This is a genomic window from Novosphingobium kaempferiae, from assembly GCF_021227995.1.
In the GTDB taxonomy this organism is placed as follows: domain Bacteria; phylum Pseudomonadota; class Alphaproteobacteria; order Sphingomonadales; family Sphingomonadaceae; genus Novosphingobium; species Novosphingobium kaempferiae.
The window spans coordinates 2,808,311-2,825,841 of record NZ_CP089301.1 but is presented as its reverse complement, the minus strand read 5'-3'; the positions used below and the strand labels follow the sequence as shown (position 1 = coordinate 2,825,841).

Below are 17,531 nucleotides of genomic sequence, written 5' to 3'. Positions count from 1 at the left end.
TTTCTCCACGCCCCTAGTGCAATGGCGCTTTGCCCGTTACAGGAGGCCGATGGATCGTCCGGCTCCCGTCATCACCCGCTCGCTTTTCGTGTTTTCGCTGCTCTACGGTGGCCTCGTCGTGCTGGCGGGCGTGCTGGGGACCAAGCTGGCCTCGCTCGGCCACTGGCCGGTGCTGGGCGACCTGGCGGTGGAATCGGGGATCTTCGCTTTCCTGCTGCTGGTCGTGCTGTCGAGCGCGGTGGCTGAGCTGCACGGCACCGCGACGGCGAACAGGCTGGTCCGCTTCGGGTTCATCCCGCTGATCGTCTCGATGCTTCTGCTGACATTCGTGATCCACGTCGTCCCGCCCGCATCGTTCTGGACCGATCAGGAGGCTTATGCCCGCCTGCTGGGGCAGGGCGCGCGGATGCAGTTCGCGGGGCTGATCTCCTACGGCGTGTCGCAGACGCTGAACGTGCTGATCTTCTCGAAGCTGTCGCAGAAGGGCGGGCGCCTGCTGCTGGTGCGCGCATGGATCGCCTCGATGCTGTCGCAGGTGATCGACACGGTGCTGTTCATCACCATCTCCTTCGCGGGCACGGGTCTGCCGATCGTGCAGATCATGGAGGGCCAGATCATCTCGAAGCTGGTGCTCTCGACGATCATGGTGCCGCCGTTCATCTGGTTCTTCGTAAAGCTGGGCCGCAGGCTGGACGCCTGACCCTTCGACAAGCTCAGGGTGAGCGGGGTCAGGGTAACAACCTCTCCAATCCGCTCAGGCTGAGCCTGTCGAAGCCGATGCAGGCTGGCGCCAGCGGATGGACATTTTGTCCCACCCGGCGTCAAACCGCACGATTGCACCGAAAATTCATCTAAAAGCGGGTTCAAAATTGCGCGCGGGGGCGTAATAGCGGCCCCATGTCGAATCCGCACCATCCCGCCCTGCTGGCCAAGGCCGAAACCCTCGTCGATGCGCTGCCCTACATGCAGCGATATGCCGGGCGCACGTTCGTGGTGAAGTACGGCGGTCACGCCATGGGCGATCCCGAGAAGGCGGTGGACTTCGCCGAGGACGTGGTGCTGCTGAAGGCCGTGGGCATCAACGTCGTGGTCGTCCACGGCGGCGGGCCGCAGATCGGCGCCATGCTCAAGAAGGTCGGCGTCGAGAGCCAGTTCATCGACGGGTTGCGCGTCACCGACAAGGCGACCGCCGAAGTGGCGGAAATGGTCCTGTCGGGCGCGATCAACAAGGAAATCGTCGGCTGGATCGCCAAGGCGGGCGGCAAGGCGATGGGCGTCTCCGGCAAGGACGGCGGCATGGTCACGGCCCGCAAGGTGCAGCGCACCAAGAAGGATCCCGACAGCCTGATCGAGCAGGTCGTGGACCTCGGCTTCGTGGGCGAGCCGGAGCACATCGATACGCGCGTGATCGAGACGATCTCGGGCGCAGGGATGATCCCGGTGATCGCGCCGATCGCGGCGGGTCCGGACGGCGGCACCTACAACGTCAACGCCGACACGATGGCGGGCTCCATCGCCGCGGCGCTCGGTGCATCGCGTCTGTTCCTGCTGACCGACGTGCCCGGCGTGCTCGACAAGCAGGGCCAGCTGATGACCGACCTCACCCCGGCGGCAATCGAGGGGCTGAAGGCCGACGGCACGATCTCGGGCGGCATGATCCCCAAGCTGGAAACCTGCATCCACGCGGTCGAGGCTGGGTGCGAGGCGGCGGTCGTCCTTGACGGACGGGTTTCGCATGCCATGTTGCTGGAAATATTCACGCAGGAAGGCGCCGGCACCCTCATCCGGGCGGGCTGAAACCACCCTGCGGCGAATGTTTCCAGGGGGATAGTGAAGTACTGAAAGGCGTCTCGAACCCAATGCGCACCAAGGCCGCACTCGCCATCATTCTTTCGGGCTCGCTCCTCGCGCTCGCTGCCTGCGGCAAGGCGGGCGAGGATCCGGCCGTGCTCGAAAGCGCCAGCGCCGAGGTGGATTCGACCGATGCGGTGGTCGATGCAGGCCCCGTCGGCGACGCCACCGGCGCGCCCGCTGTTGCCAACAGCAACCTCGATGCCGGCGCCCTGACCGAGCGCCGCGATCCCGAACGCCTGCTGCGCTACTATGTCAGCGCCGTGCGCGCGGGCGACTGGTCGGCGGCGGCGGATGCCTGGAGCCTCGATGCGCAGATGACGCCCGCGAAGCTCGAACAGCAGCTCGGCAGCCAGAAGGGGCCGCGCCTCGCGATCGGCAAGGGCGACATGGAAGGCGCGGCGGGCTCGCTCTATTACGAGGCGCCCATCGTCGTCGATTTCGGCGACGGTCGTCCGTCGAAGCGCGGCACCATCGTCCTGCGCCGCGTGAACGACGTTCCGGGGGCGAGCGACAACCAGCTGAACTGGCGGATCGAGCGGACTTCGACGCTGACGCAGTGATTGTTGGTCGGAGGGCCGTGCGTGACCCTTCGACAAGCTCAGGGTGAGCGGGGTTGGTGTAACAACCTCTCAATTCCGCTCGACCTGTGCCAGTTCGGAAGATCACTTCCACACCCGCTCAGGCTGAGCTTGTCGAAGCCCCCGCCGCGCGCGCCACCCTCCGTCATTGCGAGCGTAGCGAAGCAATCCACGGCGGTTTGCGCATTGCCGGATTGCTTCGCTGCGCTCGCAATGACGATGTGGGCGGCGACTTCCGTCGATCCGCGTCGATCTCCCGCAGACGCGCCCTTGCGGCGGTGCGGCATGCTCGGCTATCAGCGCGCGCATAATCTGTCGCGGCGCAATCCGCGTGCGTGCAAGCATCCAAGGAGCCGGCGTTGCTGTTCCTCACCCTCTACCAGATCCTCGATTATCTCATTAACATCATCGTCTTCGTGGTGATCGTGCAGTTCGTGCTGGGCCTGCTGATCGCGTTCAACGTGGTCAACATGCACAACCAGTTCGTCGCGGCGGTCTACACCGCGCTGAATGCGATCCTCGAACCGATGCTGAAGCCGATCCGGCGCATCATGCCGAACACCGGCGCGATCGACTTCTCGCCGATGGTGCTCATCATCGGCCTGACGATCCTGCAGATCATCGTCGGCAACCTCGCACGGGCCTACATGTGATGGCTCAGGTGATCGACGGAAAGGCCTTCGCGGAGGGCCTGCGCGCCCGCGTCGCCACGGCGGCGGTGGGCTTCGAGGCGAAGACCGGCCGCAAGGCGGGCCTCGCGGTGGTGCTGGTGGGCGAAGACCCGGCCAGCCAGGTCTACGTGCGCAACAAGGGCAAGCAGACCGTGGCCTGCGGCATGAACAGCTTCGAGCACAAGCTGCCCGCCGATACGTCCGAGGCGGATCTGCTCGCGCTGGTGCAGCAGCTGAACGACGACCCGGCGGTGGACGGCATCCTCGTCCAGCTGCCGCTGCCCGCGCACATGAACGAGCAGAAGGTGATCGCCACGATCAACCCGGACAAGGACGTCGACGGCTTCCACGTCGTCAACGTCGGCCGTCTGGCGACGGGCCTTCCGGGCTTCGTGCCCTGCACGCCGCTGGGCTGCGTGATGCTGCTGAAGGACCGGCTGGGCTCGCTGTCGGGCCTCGACGCGGTGGTGATCGGGCGCTCGAACATCGTCGGCAAGCCGATGGCGCAGCTGCTGATCGCCGAAAGCTGCACGGTCACGGTCGCGCACAGCCGCACGAAGGATCTGCCCGAGGTCGTGCGCCGCGCCGACATCGTCGTCGCCGCCGTTGGCCGCCCGGAAATGGTCAAGGGGGACTGGCTCAAGCCCGGCGCCACCGTGATCGACGTGGGCATCAACCGCGTCCCCGCCGCCGAAGAGGGCAAGACGAAGCTGGTCGGCGATGTCGACTATGCCTCGGCCGCCGAAGTCGCAGGCGCGATCACGCCGGTTCCCGGCGGCGTCGGCCCGATGACCATCGCCGTGCTGCTGCGCAACACCGTGGTCGCCGCGCACCGCAACGCCGGGCTGGCCTTCGACGAGGCTGCCCTTTGAAGAGAATCGCGCTCGGTCTGGTCATGGCGGCGATGCTCGTCGCCCCGTTCCAGACCGATGCGCGGCCGCGTGGCCGAGGCATGTTCCCGCCCGGTGCGGGCACCGCCAATCCCAGCGGCCTCGTGGCGGAGGAGATCGCCTTCGCCCGCATGGCACGCGAGAAGGGCCAGTGGACCGCCTTCCGCGAGTTCGCCGACGATACCGCCATCATGTTCGTGCCGCAGGAAGTGCAGGCGAAGGACTGGCTCAAGAAGCAGGAAAATCCGCCCGCGCCGGTGCAGTGGCAGCCCTATCAGGTCTGGATGAGCTGCGACGGGACGCTGGGCGTCACCAAGGGCGCGTGGCAGCGGCCGGACGGCTCGGTCGGCTGGTACACGACGATCTGGAAGCGCCAGAAGAAGGGCGAGTACCGCTGGGTGCTCGACCACGGCGACACGCTGAAGAGCGCGCTGCCCGAGCCCGACATGCTCACCGCCAAGGTCGCGCAGTGCGGCCATCGCCCCAATGCGCCGGGGCAGGCGACGCCCCCCGCCGACGCGCGCACCTTCACCGGCGGCAACTCCATGGACGGCACCTTGCGCTGGAACGTGACGGTGCTGGGCAGCAACGATGCGCGCAGTGTGCGTGTGGAGTTGTGGGATGGCACACAATTCGTGCCGATCGTTGAGGACAAGGTGACTCCGGCAGGCTAGAGTCCTGTTCATGTACGAACTTTTCCTGAGCGCCTTCGTCACCCTCTTCGTCGTCATCGATCCGCCGGGCTGCGCGCCGATCTACGCCGGGCTCTCCGCCGGGGCGAGCCGCGCGCAGGCGGTGTCCATGGCGACCCGCGCCTGCGTGATCGCCTCGATCATCCTCGTCGTCTTCGCCCTGTTCGGCAAGGCGCTGCTCGGTGCGCTGCACATCGAACTCGACGCCTTCCGCATCGCGGGCGGCATCATGCTGTTCATGATCGCCATCGACATGGTCTTCGAAAAGCGCACCCAGCGCCGCGAGGAGCGCGCCGAGAAGGTCAAGGCGACGCCCGAGGTTGAGGACGTCTCGGTCTTCCCGATGGCGATGCCGATGCTGGCCGGGCCGGGCTCCATCGCGACGATGATGCTGCTGACCAGCCGCGCGCATGGGCCGGAACAGACGGCGATGATCCTGGCCGCGATGATCGCGGTCATGCTGCTCGCCTTCGCCGCGCTCGCCGCCGCCGGACCGCTGATGAAGGTGCTGGGCGACAAGGTGGAGGCGGTCATCACCCGCCTGCTCGGCGTCCTGCTGGCAGCGCTGGCCGCGCAGTACATCATCGATGGCGTCAAGGCGACGCTGCTGGCGGGCTGATCGCCGGAAGATGATCCACACCGCCATCGTCTACGTCCTCGCCGCGCTGGCCGAGATCGCGGGCTGCTTCGCGTTCTGGGCCTGGCTGCGGATGGGCAAGCCGGTCTGGTGGCTGGTCCCCGGCTGCACGTCGCTGGTCCTCTTCGCATACCTGCTGACGCTGGTCGATACCTCGCAGGCGGGGAGGGCCTATGCGGCCTACGGCGGCATCTACATCACCTCGGCGCTGGTCTGGCTGTGGCTGGCCGAGGGCGTGCGACCGGACCGATGGGACATGCTCGGTGCAGTTCTGTGCCTCCTCGGTGCCGCTGTGATCCTGCTCGCGCCGCACCGCGCCTGAGGGGCGCATTCACCTCCCGTTCATCGAAAATCCGCAGAATTCCGGGCACTTTCCCTGCGTGGAGAATGCCCGATGACACTGCGCCTGCTGCCGCTTGTCCTCCTCTCCCTCTCGCCCGCGACGGCATGGGCGCAGATCGTCGGCCCCCCGGTGCCGCAGTCCGACCGCGTGACCGGCATCTCGGGAATCGGCCCCTACGCCACGGAAATGCGCGAGACGCGCCGCAACATCGACGATGCGCGCGACGCCGGGCAGTTGTCGAAGCGGGAGGCCAAGGCCTTCCGCAAGGAAGCCCGCCGAACCGACGCCCTTGCCGAGCGCTACGCCAGCGACGGCATCAGCCCCTCCGAAGCCCGCGAACTCGACATGCGGGCCCGCGCGCTGGACAGCCTCGCGGGCGCGGCGCGCGGTCGCAGCGACAGCCGATAGCAGTCATCGCCCCCGCGCCTTGCCGGGTGCGCCGCTGCCTCTAGTCTCGCCGCAAAGAGCGACGGGGACAGGCGCATGACCGGCAAGTTGAGCTTCGGCTACCTCTACGATTTCCGCAATCCCGCGTCCTGGCACCGCCCGCCCGAAGCGCTCTATGCCGAAACGCTCGACGTCATCGCCGAGACCGAGGCGCTGGGCTTCGACGGCGCCTTCGTGCCCGAGCATCACCTTGCCGAAGACGGCTACATGCCATCGCCGCTGGTGACGCTGGCCGCACTCGCCGCCCGCACGAAGCGGATGCGGCTGGGCACCGGCATCGCGCTCGGCCCGCTCTACGAACCGCTGCGCTTCGCCGAGGACTGCGCGGTGCTGGACATCCTGACCGGCGGGCGCCTCCAACTCGGCCTCGCCATCGGCTATCGCGCACGCGAATATGCCGCGCACGGCCTCGACTTCACCAAGCGGGGCGCGCGGTTCGACGAGTTCCTGTCGGTCCTGCGCCGCCTGTGGGGTGGCGAGACGGTGGACTTCGAAGGTCGCTTCTTCACGCTCACCGGCGCGAAAGTCAGCCCGCTGTCCAGCCGGGGGCACATCCCGCTCTACATCGGCGGCTTCGCGCCCAAGGCGATGGAGCGCGTGGCGCGCCATGGCGACGGCTACTTCGGCAACGCCGAAATCTGGCCGCTCTACCGCGATAAGCTGGTGGCCGAGGGCAAGGATCCCGCCGATGCGCGCATCTGGATACAGGGCCTGATGCTGGTCGTCGCCGAGGACAAGGCGGCGGCGCTGGACGAGCTTGCGCCCTACTTCCACCACGTCAACAACAGCTACGGCGCGTGGATGGCCGAGGACAAGTCCATAGGGCTCGACGATCCGGCGATCCAGCCGATGAGCCTCGACGCCTTCAAGGCCAGCGGCATCCTCCAGATCCTGACCCCGGACGAGGCGGTCGCCCATTTCCGGCGGTTGCAGGACAAGGCCCCGGTCGAGCAATTCACGATGATGATGCCGCCCGGCCTTCCGGCGGAGCGCTTCCTCGCTTATGCGAAGCTGTTCGCGCGGGAGGTGATCCCGCATTTCCAGTGAGAGCGGCGTGATCGAGGACGAGCAGAAGGACGGGGCGGAAGACGCGCGCCGGGGCGGATCGCCGCAATCGGTGACGCGCGTCGTGCGGCTCCTCGAAGCGCTCTGCGCCAGCAACGAGCCGGTCTCGCTCGCCGATCTCAGCCGCCGACTGGCAACGCCCAAGAGCAGTCTTGCGGCGCTGCTGCGGGGGCTTGCCGACGAGGATCTGGTGGTGGCCACCGAAGGCGCGTGGCGGCTCGGCCCCGGTGCCTTCGGCCTCGGCAGCGCGCTGACCGAGGCGCGGCGGCGCCTGCAGAGCTCCGACCTCGTGCGCGAAGGGATGCGGCGGCTGGCCGCGCGCAGCGGCGAAACGGTGCTGCTGGCGGTGGGCGACAGCGACGGCGACATGGTGACTTACGTCGATCTGGTCGAGAGCAGCAATGTCGTGCGCTATTCGGTCTCGATCGGCGACCGGCGGCCGTTCTACGCCACGGCGGGCGGGCGCGCGCTGCTGTCGACCTGCTCGCCCGAGGCGGTGGAAGCCTACCTCAAGCGCGTGTCGCTCGCGCGGCTGGCTCCGGGGACGGAGACGGCGCGCGCGGCTTTGGCGCAGATCGTGGAGCGGGTGCGGGGGGAAGGCTATGCCCAGACCGTCGATCAGGCGGCGGAGGGCGTGACCGGCACCGCCGCCGTGGTGCGCGACGCTGCGGCGCGCGTGGTCGGCGCGCTCGTCATCGCCGCGCCGAGCGCACGGGCGACCGACCGGCTGGAGGAATTGGCGCGGCTGGTGAAGGACGAAGCGGCGGCGATTTCGCGCAGCCTGGGGTTTCGCTGAATCTTGAAAAAGCGTTCGTCATTGCGAGCGCAGCGAAGCAATCCAGCGTCGTGGGCCGACCGTGGATTGCTTCGCGGTGCTCGCAATGACGAGGGGATGACGATCAGGCCGCGCTGAGCAACGGTCGCGCAGCGCCTTCCAGCGCACCCTCTATGGCGGCGAGGAACTGGTCCGTGGCGCGCTCCCATGAATAGAGCGAGCCCAGCGCCGCCGCGTCGGTGCGCTCCACCGTCAGCGCCGTCTCCACCGCGACCTTCAGCGAGGCGTCCACCGCACCCGCAGGCCAGCCGACGCGATGATCCACGCCCCGGCCATCGGTGCCGAGGATGTCGACCGGGCCGGTCACCGGGAAAGCCGCGACCGGCGTGCCGCAGGCCAGCGCCTCGATCACGACGAGGCCGAAGGTGTCGGTGAGGCTGGGGAACACGAAACAGTCGGCGGCGCGATAGGCCGAGGCGAGTGCCTCACCCGAAAGCGCGCCGAGGAACAGCACGTCGGGATAGCGCTTGCGCAGCGTTTCGAGCGCCGGACCGTCGCCGACGACGACCTTGCTGCCGGGCGTGTCGAGCGAAAGAAACGCTTCGAGGTTCTTCTCCGGCGCGACGCGGCCGACGTTGAGCAGAACCGGGCCGGGGAGGGCGGCCATCTGCGGGTGCCGCGAACCGTCGGGGCGGAACAGCGCGTGGTCGATGCCGCGGCTCCATGCCCGCGTCGGGCCGATGCCGCGCCCGGTCAGTTCGGTCGCGAGACTGCGGGTGGAGACCATCACCGCCTGGCTCTCGGCATGGAAGCGCTGGAGGATCGGCCAGAAATACTCCGCCGAGAGTCCCGTGCGCACCGCCGCATATTCGGGGAAGCGGGTGTGGAAGGCCGAGGTGAACGGCACCCCGCGCGACAGGCACCAGCCGCGCGCCGCCCAGCCGATCGGGCCTTCGGTGGCGATGTGGACGATCTCTGGCGCGGCCTTGTCGAGCATCCGGCGCACGCCGAAGCGCGGCGCCATCGCCAGCCGGATCGAGGCGTAGCCGGGCATCGGCAGGGTGAGGAACCGATCGGGCGTGATCGTCTCCACCGCATGCCCGCGCCGGGTGAGGTGGTCTACCGTGGAAGTGAGGGAGCGGACGACGCCGTTGACCTGCGGCAACCAGGCGTCGGTTGCCAGGGCCAGTTTCACGCGCTCATCTCCACGGGGGCGGCCTCCGCCCCGGTCTCGACCACCGCATCTTCCTTGATGGTGTGCCCGCCGGTTTCCTTGACCCAGTCGATGATCGCCATGTGGCCGGAGAAGTCCTCCGCCAGCGCGGTGCAGCTTTCGACCCAGTCGCCGTCGTTGTAGTAGGTGATGCCGCCGAAGTCGCGGATCTCGGCGCAGTGGATGTGGCCGCAGACGACGCCGTCGAACCCGCGCGAGGTGGCCTCGGTGGCGACGGCTTCCTCGTAGCTGCCGATGAACTGGACGGCGTTCTTGACCTTCTTCTTCATGTAGGCCGAAAGCGACCAGTACGGCATGTGCAGGCGGCGGCGCACCGCGTTGAAGGCGATGTTGGCGCGCAGCAACAGGCCGTAGGCGGCGTCGCCCAGGAACGCGAGCCACTTGTGGTAGAGCACCACGCCGTCGAAGGCGTCGCCATGCGTCACCAGCAGACGACGGCCGTCGGCGGTGGTGTGGACATATTCCAGCGCCAGTTCGACGCCGCCGAAGCTGAGGCCCGCGTAGTCGCGCAGCATCTCGTCATGGTTGCCCGCGATGAAGATCACGCGGGTGCCGCGATGCGCCATCTTGAGGATGCGGCGGACGACTTCGTTGTGCGCGTCGGGCCAGTACCAGCCCTTGCGCAGCCGCCAGCCGTCGACGATGTCGCCCACAAGGTAGAGCGTCTCGCACTCGTGTGCCCGCAGGAAGTCCACCAGCATCCCGGCGTTGCAGCCGCGCGTGCCGAGGTGGATGTCCGAGATCCAGATCGTGCGATACTTGCGCTTGGGCCGGAAGCCCTTGGGATCGGGAAGGTCCAGCCAGGCTGGAATCCGGCCACCCGTTTCGCGTTCGAGAAGATTTTCGACGTGTTCGCGCATGGTCGGTTCGTCCCCAATCTCTTTGAAGGCTTCCCTGCGATGGCGCCGCCTATCGCACCGTGGCGTTGCGTCGCCGTGACGGTTGCGGGTCATTTCGATGACAGGTTCCAAGTCCTTGTTGATAACTGCCAATGCGGACGGCCTGGCCGCATTTCCACTGAGTCGCTCGCGTCCAAGGGGCTGGTTCATGCATTTCTTTGCCCTGTCATCGATATGTCACCGCGTCGTCACACGGGGGAGGCAAAAGCCCGCGCGTATCAAGCCCGCGTCTTCTCGCAGGGCCAGCACCAGCACAGGACGACCAAGGGGCGATGCGGCGGATCGACATATTGCTGGCGAGCGAACTTTCGGGTGGGCTTGCGCCGTTCCGGCACGATCAGTTCGACGTGGTGCTCCACCGCTGGGGCGACTTCGCGGAACTGCCGCTGATCGAGGGGGCGCTGTGGGTCTTCATCGACTGGGTGCTGCCCGAGATGTCCGGCCTCGAACTGTGCCGTCGTCTGCGCGCCGACAGCCTGACGGCGCACGCGCACGTCACGATGGTACTGGAAGAGGACAACCAGGAAGATCGCAAGCGCGCGCTGCGCATGGGTGCGGACGACTATATGGTCGGCCCGCTGACCCGCACCGCGCTGCTCGACCGCGTGCTCGGCGCGAACCTCGGCGATCAGGACAGCGCGGGCATCCGCGTGGTGACGCAGGGCGACCTTATGGTCGACGTCGCCGCGTTCCAGGCGCGCTTTCAGGGCAAGCCGATCTCGCTCATGCCCAACGAACTGCGCCTGCTGCGCTATTTCATCGAGCATCCGGGCCGCGTGTTCAGCCGCACGCAGCTGATCTCCGCGCTCGGCAAGCAGGAGCCGCCGGTGGACGAACGCACGGTGGACGTATGGATCGGCCGCCTGCGCCGCGCGCTCAAGGGCGTGGGTGCGGGCAACCCGCTGCGCACCGTGCGCTCGCTGGGGTATGTGTTCGACACGATCTGACCGGCGGGGGTGGGGCTTTACCTCGCTCCACCCCGTTCGTCATTGCGAGCGGGGCCTACTGCAGCGTCGCGCCGTCCTCGTCGCCGTCAGCGGTGCGGCCGAAGAACTGCATCAGTTGCACCAGAAGTTCGCAGCGAGCGGATAGTCCGGCGGCTTCCAGCAGCGCCTGCTTGGCTGCCGGATCGAATGGCGCGATCTGTGAGACGCCGTTGATGAGCGACATGTCATCCAGCCGCCCGACCTGGTCCCAGTCGACCACATAGCCCTGCGCATTGGCGAAGCGCTTCGCCTCGCGCTCGAAGCTGGCGCGCTCGATCGGGGCGAGCACTTCGTCGGGCTCCTCCAGCAGTTCGGCTTCGACCTGTCGGAAGGGCGTCGTCACGTCGAGTTCGCGCAGGATGCGGAAGCGCGTCTCGCCTTCGAGCACGATGTTGAAGCGCCCGTCGTCGAGCGCCTCGACATCGCCGATGCGCCCGAGGCAGCCGATCGAGAACAGCGGCGCGCCCTCGATCTGCTTCTGCGGCTGGATCATGCCGATCCGCCGGTCACGGGCGAGGGCGTCGCTCACCATCGCGCGATAACGGGGCTCGAAGATGTGGAGCGGCAGTTGCAGCCCCGGATAGAGCACCGCCCCGGTCAGTGGAAAGATGGTGATCCGCGCCAACCCCGTCAGCCGAACAGGACGGTCGAGAGCTTGCGGCGGGTGGCCGAAACCCACGGATCCTCAAGGCCGATCGCCTCGAAGATCTGCAGCAGCTTGGTGCGCGCGGCTCCCTCGTTCCATTCACGGTCGGCGGCGATCATGCGGAGCAGCGCCTCGGCGGCGGTATCCCGCTCACCGGCGGCGAAGGCGGCGGAGGCGAAGGCGAACTGCGCTTCCATGTCGGCGGGGCGCTCGGCAGCGGCGGCGCGCAGGGCGGCGAGTTCGCTGTCCTCCGGCTTGTCCTTGGCGAGCGCCAGCGTGTTGCGCGCCCGTTCCACATGCGGGTCGGTGGAGAGCGGCTCGCCCAGCGAATCGAGCACCTGTTCCGCTTCCTCGATGCGACCGGCGGCGACAAACGAGCGGACGAGGCCGGACAGCACTTCGCCGTTGTCCGGCGCGATTTCGAGGATCTGCATGAAGATGCTGGCGGCGCGCTCACCGTCGCCCTCGGCCAATGCTTCCTCGCCCATGGCGATCAGAGGGACGAGGTCGGGTGCGGGCTCGGCGCCGCCCGGCTGCACCGGCAGCTTGGCGAGCAGCTGGTCGAGCATGCCCTTGAGCTGCGATTCGGTGCGCGCGCTGGTCAGGTCGGCGACGGGCTGGCCCTGGAAGATCGCGTAGACCGTCGGGATCGAGCGGACCTGGAACTGCGAGGCAATGAACTGTTCCTCGTCGACGTTCACCTTGGCGAGCACCACGCCCTTGTCAGCATAGTCCGCCGCGACCTTTTCCAGCACCGGCGTCAGCGCCTTGCAGGGGCCGCACCATTCCGCCCAGAAGTCGAGGATCACGAGCTGGGTCATCGAAGGCTCAGCCACCGCCTTGCGGAACCGGTCCACTGCCTTCTGCTCGTCGAGGTTGAGACCCATGCTGGCCAAGATTCGTGCTCCGATTGTAAGAAATTCGGATCATAGATTGGCCTTTCGGCAGCGTTTGTGAAGGGAGAATGCACTGTTTCGGCGCGTTTCCGCAGCGCGCACAAAAACTTTGCGTTTTCCGCTTGCGGCCCCCGTGAACCGCTGCTAGTGGGCCGCCTCCACCCCGGACGGGCCGCCTCGGCAGCCCTTTCCGAAGCGCCAGAGCGGGCGTAGCTCAGGGGTAGAGCACAACCTTGCCAAGGTTGGGGTCGAGGGTTCGAATCCCTTCGCCCGCTCCAATTTCCTTACATCGCGATGACATTCCCTGTGGGGAAGATGCCGTTCCGAAAATGCGGGATGGACGAAGTTGCGTTTGTATCCCCCACGGGGCTGCGCGATAGTGGTGCAATGCAGCACGTCTTCCGAATCCTGTTCTGGCTCGCGCTGGTCTTCGCGGTGACGATGGCCATCCTTCCCCATCCGCCGCAGCTTCCCGGCGAGCCGAGCGACAAGTTCCAGCACATGCTGGCCTTCGCCACGCTGTCCGTTCTCGGCGTGCTCGGTTATCCGGGCGTGTCCCGCCTGAAGATCGTCCTCGGCCTCGTCGTGGTGGGGGCGGGGATCGAGATCGTGCAGATGATTCCCTCGTTGCACCGCGATGCGGAACTGATGGACCTCGTCGCGGACACCTTCGCCATCCTCGTCATGGTCGGCGTTGCAAGCCTCGCGCTGGGGCTTCGCAAGACGCGTTGAATATTTGTGGCAGAGGGCCCTTGCAGAGTATGAAAAGCGCTGCTAGTGGCCCCTCCACCCCACCGGAACCCCTAGCGGATCCGGTGATCAGGACGCCAGAGCGGGCGTAGCTCAGGGGTAGAGCACAACCTTGCCAAGGTTGGGGTCGAGGGTTCGAATCCCTTCGCCCGCTCCAGTGACTTTATCCAGAAATCGCTATGTTACAGGGTGATATCCACCCATACGGCTGCATGGTCGGACCCTGCCTCTGCGGGCTTTCCGACTTCGGGATAGGTATCCCAGCGGCGCGGGCGCGATCCCGGCCACATGCCCTTGCGAAACACTCCGGCACTTTCGACACGATCGAACAGCGCGGGCGAGAGCAGGATGTAGTCGATCTTGTTCCCGGCGTTGCACAGTCCGTAGGTGCCCGGATATCCGCCGTCGTCGAACGCGGAGTGCGTGAACACGTCGCGCAGGTCGGTGCGGCCCAGCAGGGGGGCAAGCGAATCGCTGTCGGGCGTGTCGTTGAAGTCGCCGATGATCGCGACATTCGCGATCTGCCTCTCCTCATAGATCTGCGCGATGCGGATCGCCTGCGCCTTGCGGCGGGCGTTGGAGGCGGCAGGCGTGCCGTAGCCCTTGCTCTTGAGGTGGTTGACCATGACCAGCACGGTCTCGCCGCTGGGCGTGGTCACGGTGAACTCCGCGCAGTCGCGCGAGAAGATCGGCAGCCCGTCCGTGCCCAGATCGTCGACGTGGCTGCGTAGCGCGCCGATGGGATAGCCCTCGCGCGACATCAGGCCGACATCGATGCCGCGTTCGTCATTGCCGTCGATCAGCATGACGTGGCGGAACGGCTCGCCACCCAGCGCGGGCAGGATCTCGCGGTTGAAGGCGGAGAGGACCGGGCGGCTTTCCGCCTCGACCACGCCAAGAACGTCGGCGCCAAGGTCGATCATGACGCGTGCAGTGTTGCGCATGGCGTGGTCGTTGACGGGCTCGTCACGCAGTTCGAGCGAGCCGGTCCAGTCGGCGCGGCCATCCGCCTCGATCTCGATCCCGCCGTCGCGCGGGCGGCGCAGCAGGCCGCCCCGGTTGCGGCGCAGGATGACGAAGGGGCCGGTGTCGGACTTCTCCAGTCCGAGCGCCACCATCAACTCGACCATGCGCGCCTTGTCGGCGTCGGTATATTCGATCTGCCCGAGCAGGCCGTTCAATTCCGCGAACCGCTCCAGCGTGGGCCGCCCCTCGGCCCAGGTGTCGAGGTTCATCGCCTTGGCGCGATCGAACAGGTTTTCGACGTTGTAGACGGCGAGTCGCATGCCGGTTTCTCCCCTCCGGAAGAGGGGAGAATGCCGCATTTGCGTGGCGAATTGGAGACGTGTTTGGCTGTCAGACGGTTCGTCATTGCGAGTGTAGCGAAGCAATCCAGAGGCGAGTAAGCCCCCTTGGATTGCTTCGCTACGCTCGCAATGACGAATCAGGGCATCTAGTCGCCTGCGATGGTCATCCCGTCCACGCGCAGGGTCGGCACGTTGATCGCGCGATACCATTCGAGGTCGTTGGCGGGGGTCAGCTGCGCGAACATGCGCAGGAGGTTGCCCGCGACGGTGAATTCGGACACCGGCCCGGCCAGCTGGCCGTCGACGATGCGGAAGCCCGCCGCGCCGCGGCTGTAGTCGCCCGTCACGCCGTTGACGCCCTGGCCGATCAGTTCGGTCACGTAGACGCCGTCCTTGATATCCGCCATCAGTTCGGCCGGGGAAAGGGTGCCCGCCGCGAGGTGGACGTTGCCGGTCGAGACGCCCGGCGCGCCGCCGCCGTTGCGGGCGGCATGGCCGGTGGGCGTAAGGTTGAGCTGCCGTGCGGAGGCCGAATCGAGCAGCCAGCCGGTGAGGCGACCGTCCTCGATGACGTTGCGCGCGCCGGTCGGCAGGCCCTCGCCGTCGAAGGGGCGAGAGCGCAGGCCGCGCGGGGTGTGCGGATCGTCGGCGATGGTGATGCCGGGCGCGAAGATCTGCTCGCCCAGCTTCTCCAACAGGAACGAGGAACGGCGCGCGATGGCATTGCCGGTGATCGCGCCGAGCAGGTGCCCGACCAGCGAGGAGGACACGCGCGGGTCGAAGATGACCGGCATCGCGCCGCTCTTCATCTTGCCCGAGCCGAGCTTGGCGACGGTGCGCTCGCCCGCAAGACGACCGATCTCGGCGGGGGAGGGGAGGTCGGCATGGTGGTGCGTGCTGCGCCATGCGTTGTCGCGCTGCTTGTCCGTCTCGCCCCCGACGACCGAGGCGCTCAGCGAGTGGTGCGTGGAGCCGTAGGCGCCCGAAAAGCCATGGCTGGTGGCGAGCGCGAAGACGCCGTCCCCGAAGCTGGCGGTGGCGCCGTCGGAATTGCTGATGCCCGAGACGGCGCGTGCCGCATCCTCGGCCTCCAGCGCGGCGGCGCGCAGGGCTTCGGGCGAGGGTTCGTGCGCGTCGAAGAGGTCGAGTTCGGGGAAGGGGCCGCGCGTCAGTAGGTCTTCGGGAGCGAGCCCGGCATAGGCGTCCTCCGGCGCGGCGCGGGCCATGTCGATGGCGCGGGCGGCCAGTTCGTCCAGCGCGGCGGGCGAGAGGTCGGAGGAGCCGATGCTGGCGGAGCGCCTGCCCACGAAGACGCGCAGCGCGATGTGCTCGCTCTCGGAACGCTCGACGTCCTCCAGCTTGCCGAGGCGCACCTGGATGCCCTCGGACGAACTGGCGCCATAGACCGCGTCGGCGGTCTCGGCACCGGCGCGGCGGGCGCGCTCCACCAAGTCAAGGGCACGATCCCTTGCCTGATCCGGACTGAGCATTGTTCCTGTAAACTCCCGATAACCGCGCACGACGTGCGGGCCTAAGCAATCACCGATGTCTCGATGGATGCCGGACCCGCAGCGTCGTGCCGGCTGTCAGGCGACGACCTTCAGCGGCTTGCGCTGATGCTGCGCGATCCAGTCCTCGAGGACCGGCGCGATTCGCGTGCGCCACTTGCTTCCGTTGAAGATGCCGTAGTGGCCGACGCTTTCGGCGAGGTAGTACTTCTTGCGCTTCTCCGGCAAGTGGCTTGCGAGATGCAGCGCGGCGCGGGTCTGGCCGATGCCCGAGATATCGTCGTTCTCACCCTCGACCGCGAGCAGGGCGGTGTCGCGGATCGCCGACAGGTCGATGCGCTCGCCACGGTGGACGAACTCGCCCTTGGGCAGCGAGTGCTTCTGGAAGACGTGCTCGACGGTCTGGAGGTAGAAGTCGGCGGTCATGTCGCAGACGGCGCGGTATTCGTCGTAGAACTTCTTGGTGGCGTCCGCGCTGTCGCCGTCGCCCGCGACCATGTGCTTGAACATGCCGTAGTGGCTCATCATGTGGCTGCCGAGGTTCATCGCCATGAAGCCCGCGAGTTGCAGGAAGCCCGGATAGACGCGGCGGCCGGATCCGGGATAGGTCATCGGCACGGTGGCGATGACGTTCTGCTCGAACCACGAAAGCGGCTGCTGCATGGCCACGTCGTTGACGCTGGTGGGCGCCTCGCGCGTGTCGATCGGTCCGCCCATCATGGTGAGGGTGGCGGGGCGGCAGGGATGCTCCTTGGCGCCCATGATCGCGGTGGCGGCATAGGCCGGGACCGAGGGCTGGCACACGGCGAGGACGTGCGTGCCCGGGCCGATGTGTTCGAGGAACGAGACCACGTAGTCGATATAGTCGTCGAGGTCGAAACGACCGGCGCTCATCGGCACCAGCTTCGCGTCGGCCCAGTCGGTGATGTAGACTTCGGCGCTCTCCAGCATGCGCGCCACGGTGCCGCGCAGGAGCGTGGCGTAGTGGCCGCTCATCGGCGCGACGATCAGCAGCTTGGGCGCATCCGCGGCAAGGCCGGGGTGGCTGAAGCGCAGGAGATTGCCGAACGGCTTGTGCAGCACGATCGATTCGGTGACCGGATAGATCCTGTCGCCGATGGCAGTGGTCTCGATGTCGAAGGAGGGCTTCCCGCGCGGCGATGCGGCATGCGCGAAGACGTCGAGCGCGGAGGCCATGACCGGGCCGAGACCCGAATAACCGAATGGAAGCACGGGGTTGGACAGCAGTTCGGCGCCAACCGAAGCCCATGCGGCGGCGCTGCTGAGCATGGCGCGCTGCAACTCGTAGGCATTGTAGAGCAAGTCGATTCTCCTTGCCGGCCATCGGGCCTG

The 17,531-nt window shown here is 67.3% G+C and carries 20 protein-coding genes and 2 tRNA genes; 15 read left to right on the top strand and 7 right to left on the bottom strand.

Translation table 11 applies throughout. The features are described from left to right. Positions 1-49: 49 nt before the first annotated feature. The 11 genes from LO787_RS12710 to LO787_RS12660 all read left to right on the top strand — a co-directional run bounded on the left by LO787_RS12710 (position 50) and on the right by LO787_RS12660 (position 7,973). Positions 50-700: a queuosine precursor transporter gene (locus LO787_RS12710; protein WP_232496193.1), complete on the top strand. Its 651-nt coding sequence runs from the start codon at positions 50-52 to the stop codon at positions 698-700. 197 nt (positions 701-897) lie between these two features. Further along, positions 898-1,797, top strand: a complete 900-nt coding sequence (gene argB, locus LO787_RS12705; RefSeq protein ID WP_232496192.1) for an acetylglutamate kinase — start codon at positions 898-900, stop codon at positions 1,795-1,797. A gap of 62 nt (positions 1,798-1,859) precedes the next feature. Further along, positions 1,860-2,414, top strand: coding sequence for a hypothetical protein (locus tag LO787_RS12700; protein WP_232496191.1), 555 nt, complete (start codon positions 1,860-1,862; stop codon positions 2,412-2,414). Positions 2,415-2,791: 377 nt separating this feature from the next. After that, positions 2,792-3,085: a YggT family protein gene (locus LO787_RS12695; RefSeq protein ID WP_232496190.1), complete on the top strand. Its 294-nt coding sequence runs from the start codon at positions 2,792-2,794 to the stop codon at positions 3,083-3,085. After that, the gene (gene folD, locus LO787_RS12690; RefSeq protein WP_232496189.1) at positions 3,085-3,975 is read left to right on the top strand and encodes a bifunctional methylenetetrahydrofolate dehydrogenase/methenyltetrahydrofolate cyclohydrolase FolD; all 891 of its coding nucleotides are present in this window, start codon (positions 3,085-3,087) and stop codon (positions 3,973-3,975) included. Before LO787_RS12695 ends, folD begins: the two co-directional genes overlap by 1 nt. Continuing rightward, a complete protein-coding gene (locus LO787_RS12685; protein WP_232496188.1) occupies positions 3,972-4,667 on the top strand; it encodes a hypothetical protein in 696 nt (231 codons plus the stop codon). The genes folD and LO787_RS12685 overlap by 4 nt, the downstream gene beginning before the upstream one ends. A 10-nt stretch (positions 4,668-4,677) precedes the next feature. Further along, a complete protein-coding gene (locus tag LO787_RS12680) occupies positions 4,678-5,304 on the top strand; it encodes a MarC family protein (protein ID WP_232496187.1) in 627 nt (208 codons plus the stop codon). Positions 5,305-5,314: 10 nt separating this feature from the next. Further along, a complete protein-coding gene (locus tag LO787_RS12675) occupies positions 5,315-5,644 on the top strand; it encodes a YnfA family protein (RefSeq protein ID WP_232496186.1) in 330 nt (109 codons plus the stop codon). Between the two features lie 72 nt (positions 5,645-5,716). Continuing rightward, positions 5,717-6,073, top strand: a complete 357-nt coding sequence (locus LO787_RS12670; protein WP_232496185.1) for a hypothetical protein — start codon at positions 5,717-5,719, stop codon at positions 6,071-6,073. 75 nt (positions 6,074-6,148) lie between these two features. Further along, on the top strand, positions 6,149-7,159 hold the full coding sequence (locus LO787_RS12665; RefSeq protein ID WP_232496184.1) for an LLM class flavin-dependent oxidoreductase: 1,011 nt from the start codon (positions 6,149-6,151) through the stop codon (positions 7,157-7,159). 7 nt (positions 7,160-7,166) lie between these two features. Continuing rightward, positions 7,167-7,973 carry an IclR family transcriptional regulator gene (locus LO787_RS12660; protein ID WP_232496183.1) on the top strand — a complete coding sequence of 269 codons (807 nt, stop codon included), beginning with the start codon at positions 7,167-7,169 and terminating at the stop codon, positions 7,971-7,973. 103 nt (positions 7,974-8,076) lie between these two features. On the opposite strand, the gene LO787_RS12655 is transcribed toward LO787_RS12660, so the two are convergent. Continuing rightward, the gene (locus tag LO787_RS12655) at positions 8,077-9,147 is read right to left on the bottom strand and encodes a glycosyltransferase family 4 protein (protein WP_232496182.1); all 1,071 of its coding nucleotides are present in this window, start codon (positions 9,145-9,147) and stop codon (positions 8,077-8,079) included. Continuing rightward, positions 9,144-10,046 carry a UDP-2,3-diacylglucosamine diphosphatase gene (locus tag LO787_RS12650; protein WP_232496181.1) on the bottom strand — a complete coding sequence of 301 codons (903 nt, stop codon included), beginning with the start codon at positions 10,044-10,046 and terminating at the stop codon, positions 9,144-9,146. The genes LO787_RS12655 and LO787_RS12650 overlap by 4 nt, the downstream gene beginning before the upstream one ends. Positions 10,047-10,357: 311 nt before the next feature. Between LO787_RS12650 and LO787_RS12645 the strand changes: the two genes are divergently transcribed. Then, on the top strand, positions 10,358-11,032 hold the full coding sequence (locus LO787_RS12645) for a response regulator transcription factor (protein ID WP_232496180.1): 675 nt from the start codon (positions 10,358-10,360) through the stop codon (positions 11,030-11,032). Between the two features lie 55 nt (positions 11,033-11,087). Here the strand turns inward: LO787_RS12645 and LO787_RS12640 are convergent, their stop codons facing one another. Then, positions 11,088-11,696, bottom strand: coding sequence for an LON peptidase substrate-binding domain-containing protein (locus LO787_RS12640; protein ID WP_232496179.1), 609 nt, complete (start codon positions 11,694-11,696; stop codon positions 11,088-11,090). A 5-nt stretch (positions 11,697-11,701) separates the two neighbouring features. Then, the gene (locus LO787_RS12635; protein ID WP_232496304.1) at positions 11,702-12,604 is read right to left on the bottom strand and encodes a tetratricopeptide repeat protein; all 903 of its coding nucleotides are present in this window, start codon (positions 12,602-12,604) and stop codon (positions 11,702-11,704) included. 212 nt (positions 12,605-12,816) lie between these two features. Between LO787_RS12635 and LO787_RS12630 the strand changes: the two genes are divergently transcribed. The 3 genes from LO787_RS12630 (at position 12,817) to LO787_RS12620 (ending at position 13,520) form a co-directional block, all read left to right on the top strand. Further along, positions 12,817-12,891 (top strand) — tRNA-Gly (locus LO787_RS12630). A 109-nt stretch (positions 12,892-13,000) separates the two neighbouring features. Then, the gene (locus LO787_RS12625) at positions 13,001-13,345 is read left to right on the top strand and encodes a VanZ family protein (RefSeq protein WP_232496178.1); all 345 of its coding nucleotides are present in this window, start codon (positions 13,001-13,003) and stop codon (positions 13,343-13,345) included. A 100-nt stretch (positions 13,346-13,445) separates the two neighbouring features. Then, positions 13,446-13,520 (top strand) — tRNA-Gly (locus LO787_RS12620). A 25-nt stretch (positions 13,521-13,545) separates the two neighbouring features. On the opposite strand, the gene LO787_RS12615 is transcribed toward LO787_RS12620, so the two are convergent. From LO787_RS12615 to LO787_RS12605, 3 genes are all read right to left on the bottom strand, one after another. Then, positions 13,546-14,649, bottom strand: a complete 1,104-nt coding sequence (locus tag LO787_RS12615; RefSeq protein ID WP_232496177.1) for an endonuclease/exonuclease/phosphatase family protein — start codon at positions 14,647-14,649, stop codon at positions 13,546-13,548. A gap of 167 nt (positions 14,650-14,816) precedes the next feature. Then, a complete protein-coding gene (locus tag LO787_RS12610) occupies positions 14,817-16,160 on the bottom strand; it encodes a TldD/PmbA family protein (protein WP_232496176.1) in 1,344 nt (447 codons plus the stop codon). Between the two features lie 96 nt (positions 16,161-16,256). Then, complete coding sequence (locus LO787_RS12605; protein ID WP_232496175.1) at positions 16,257-17,501, bottom strand: polyhydroxyalkanoate depolymerase; 1,245 nt, start codon at positions 17,499-17,501, stop codon at positions 16,257-16,259. Between the last annotated feature and the right edge of the window lie 30 nt (positions 17,502-17,531).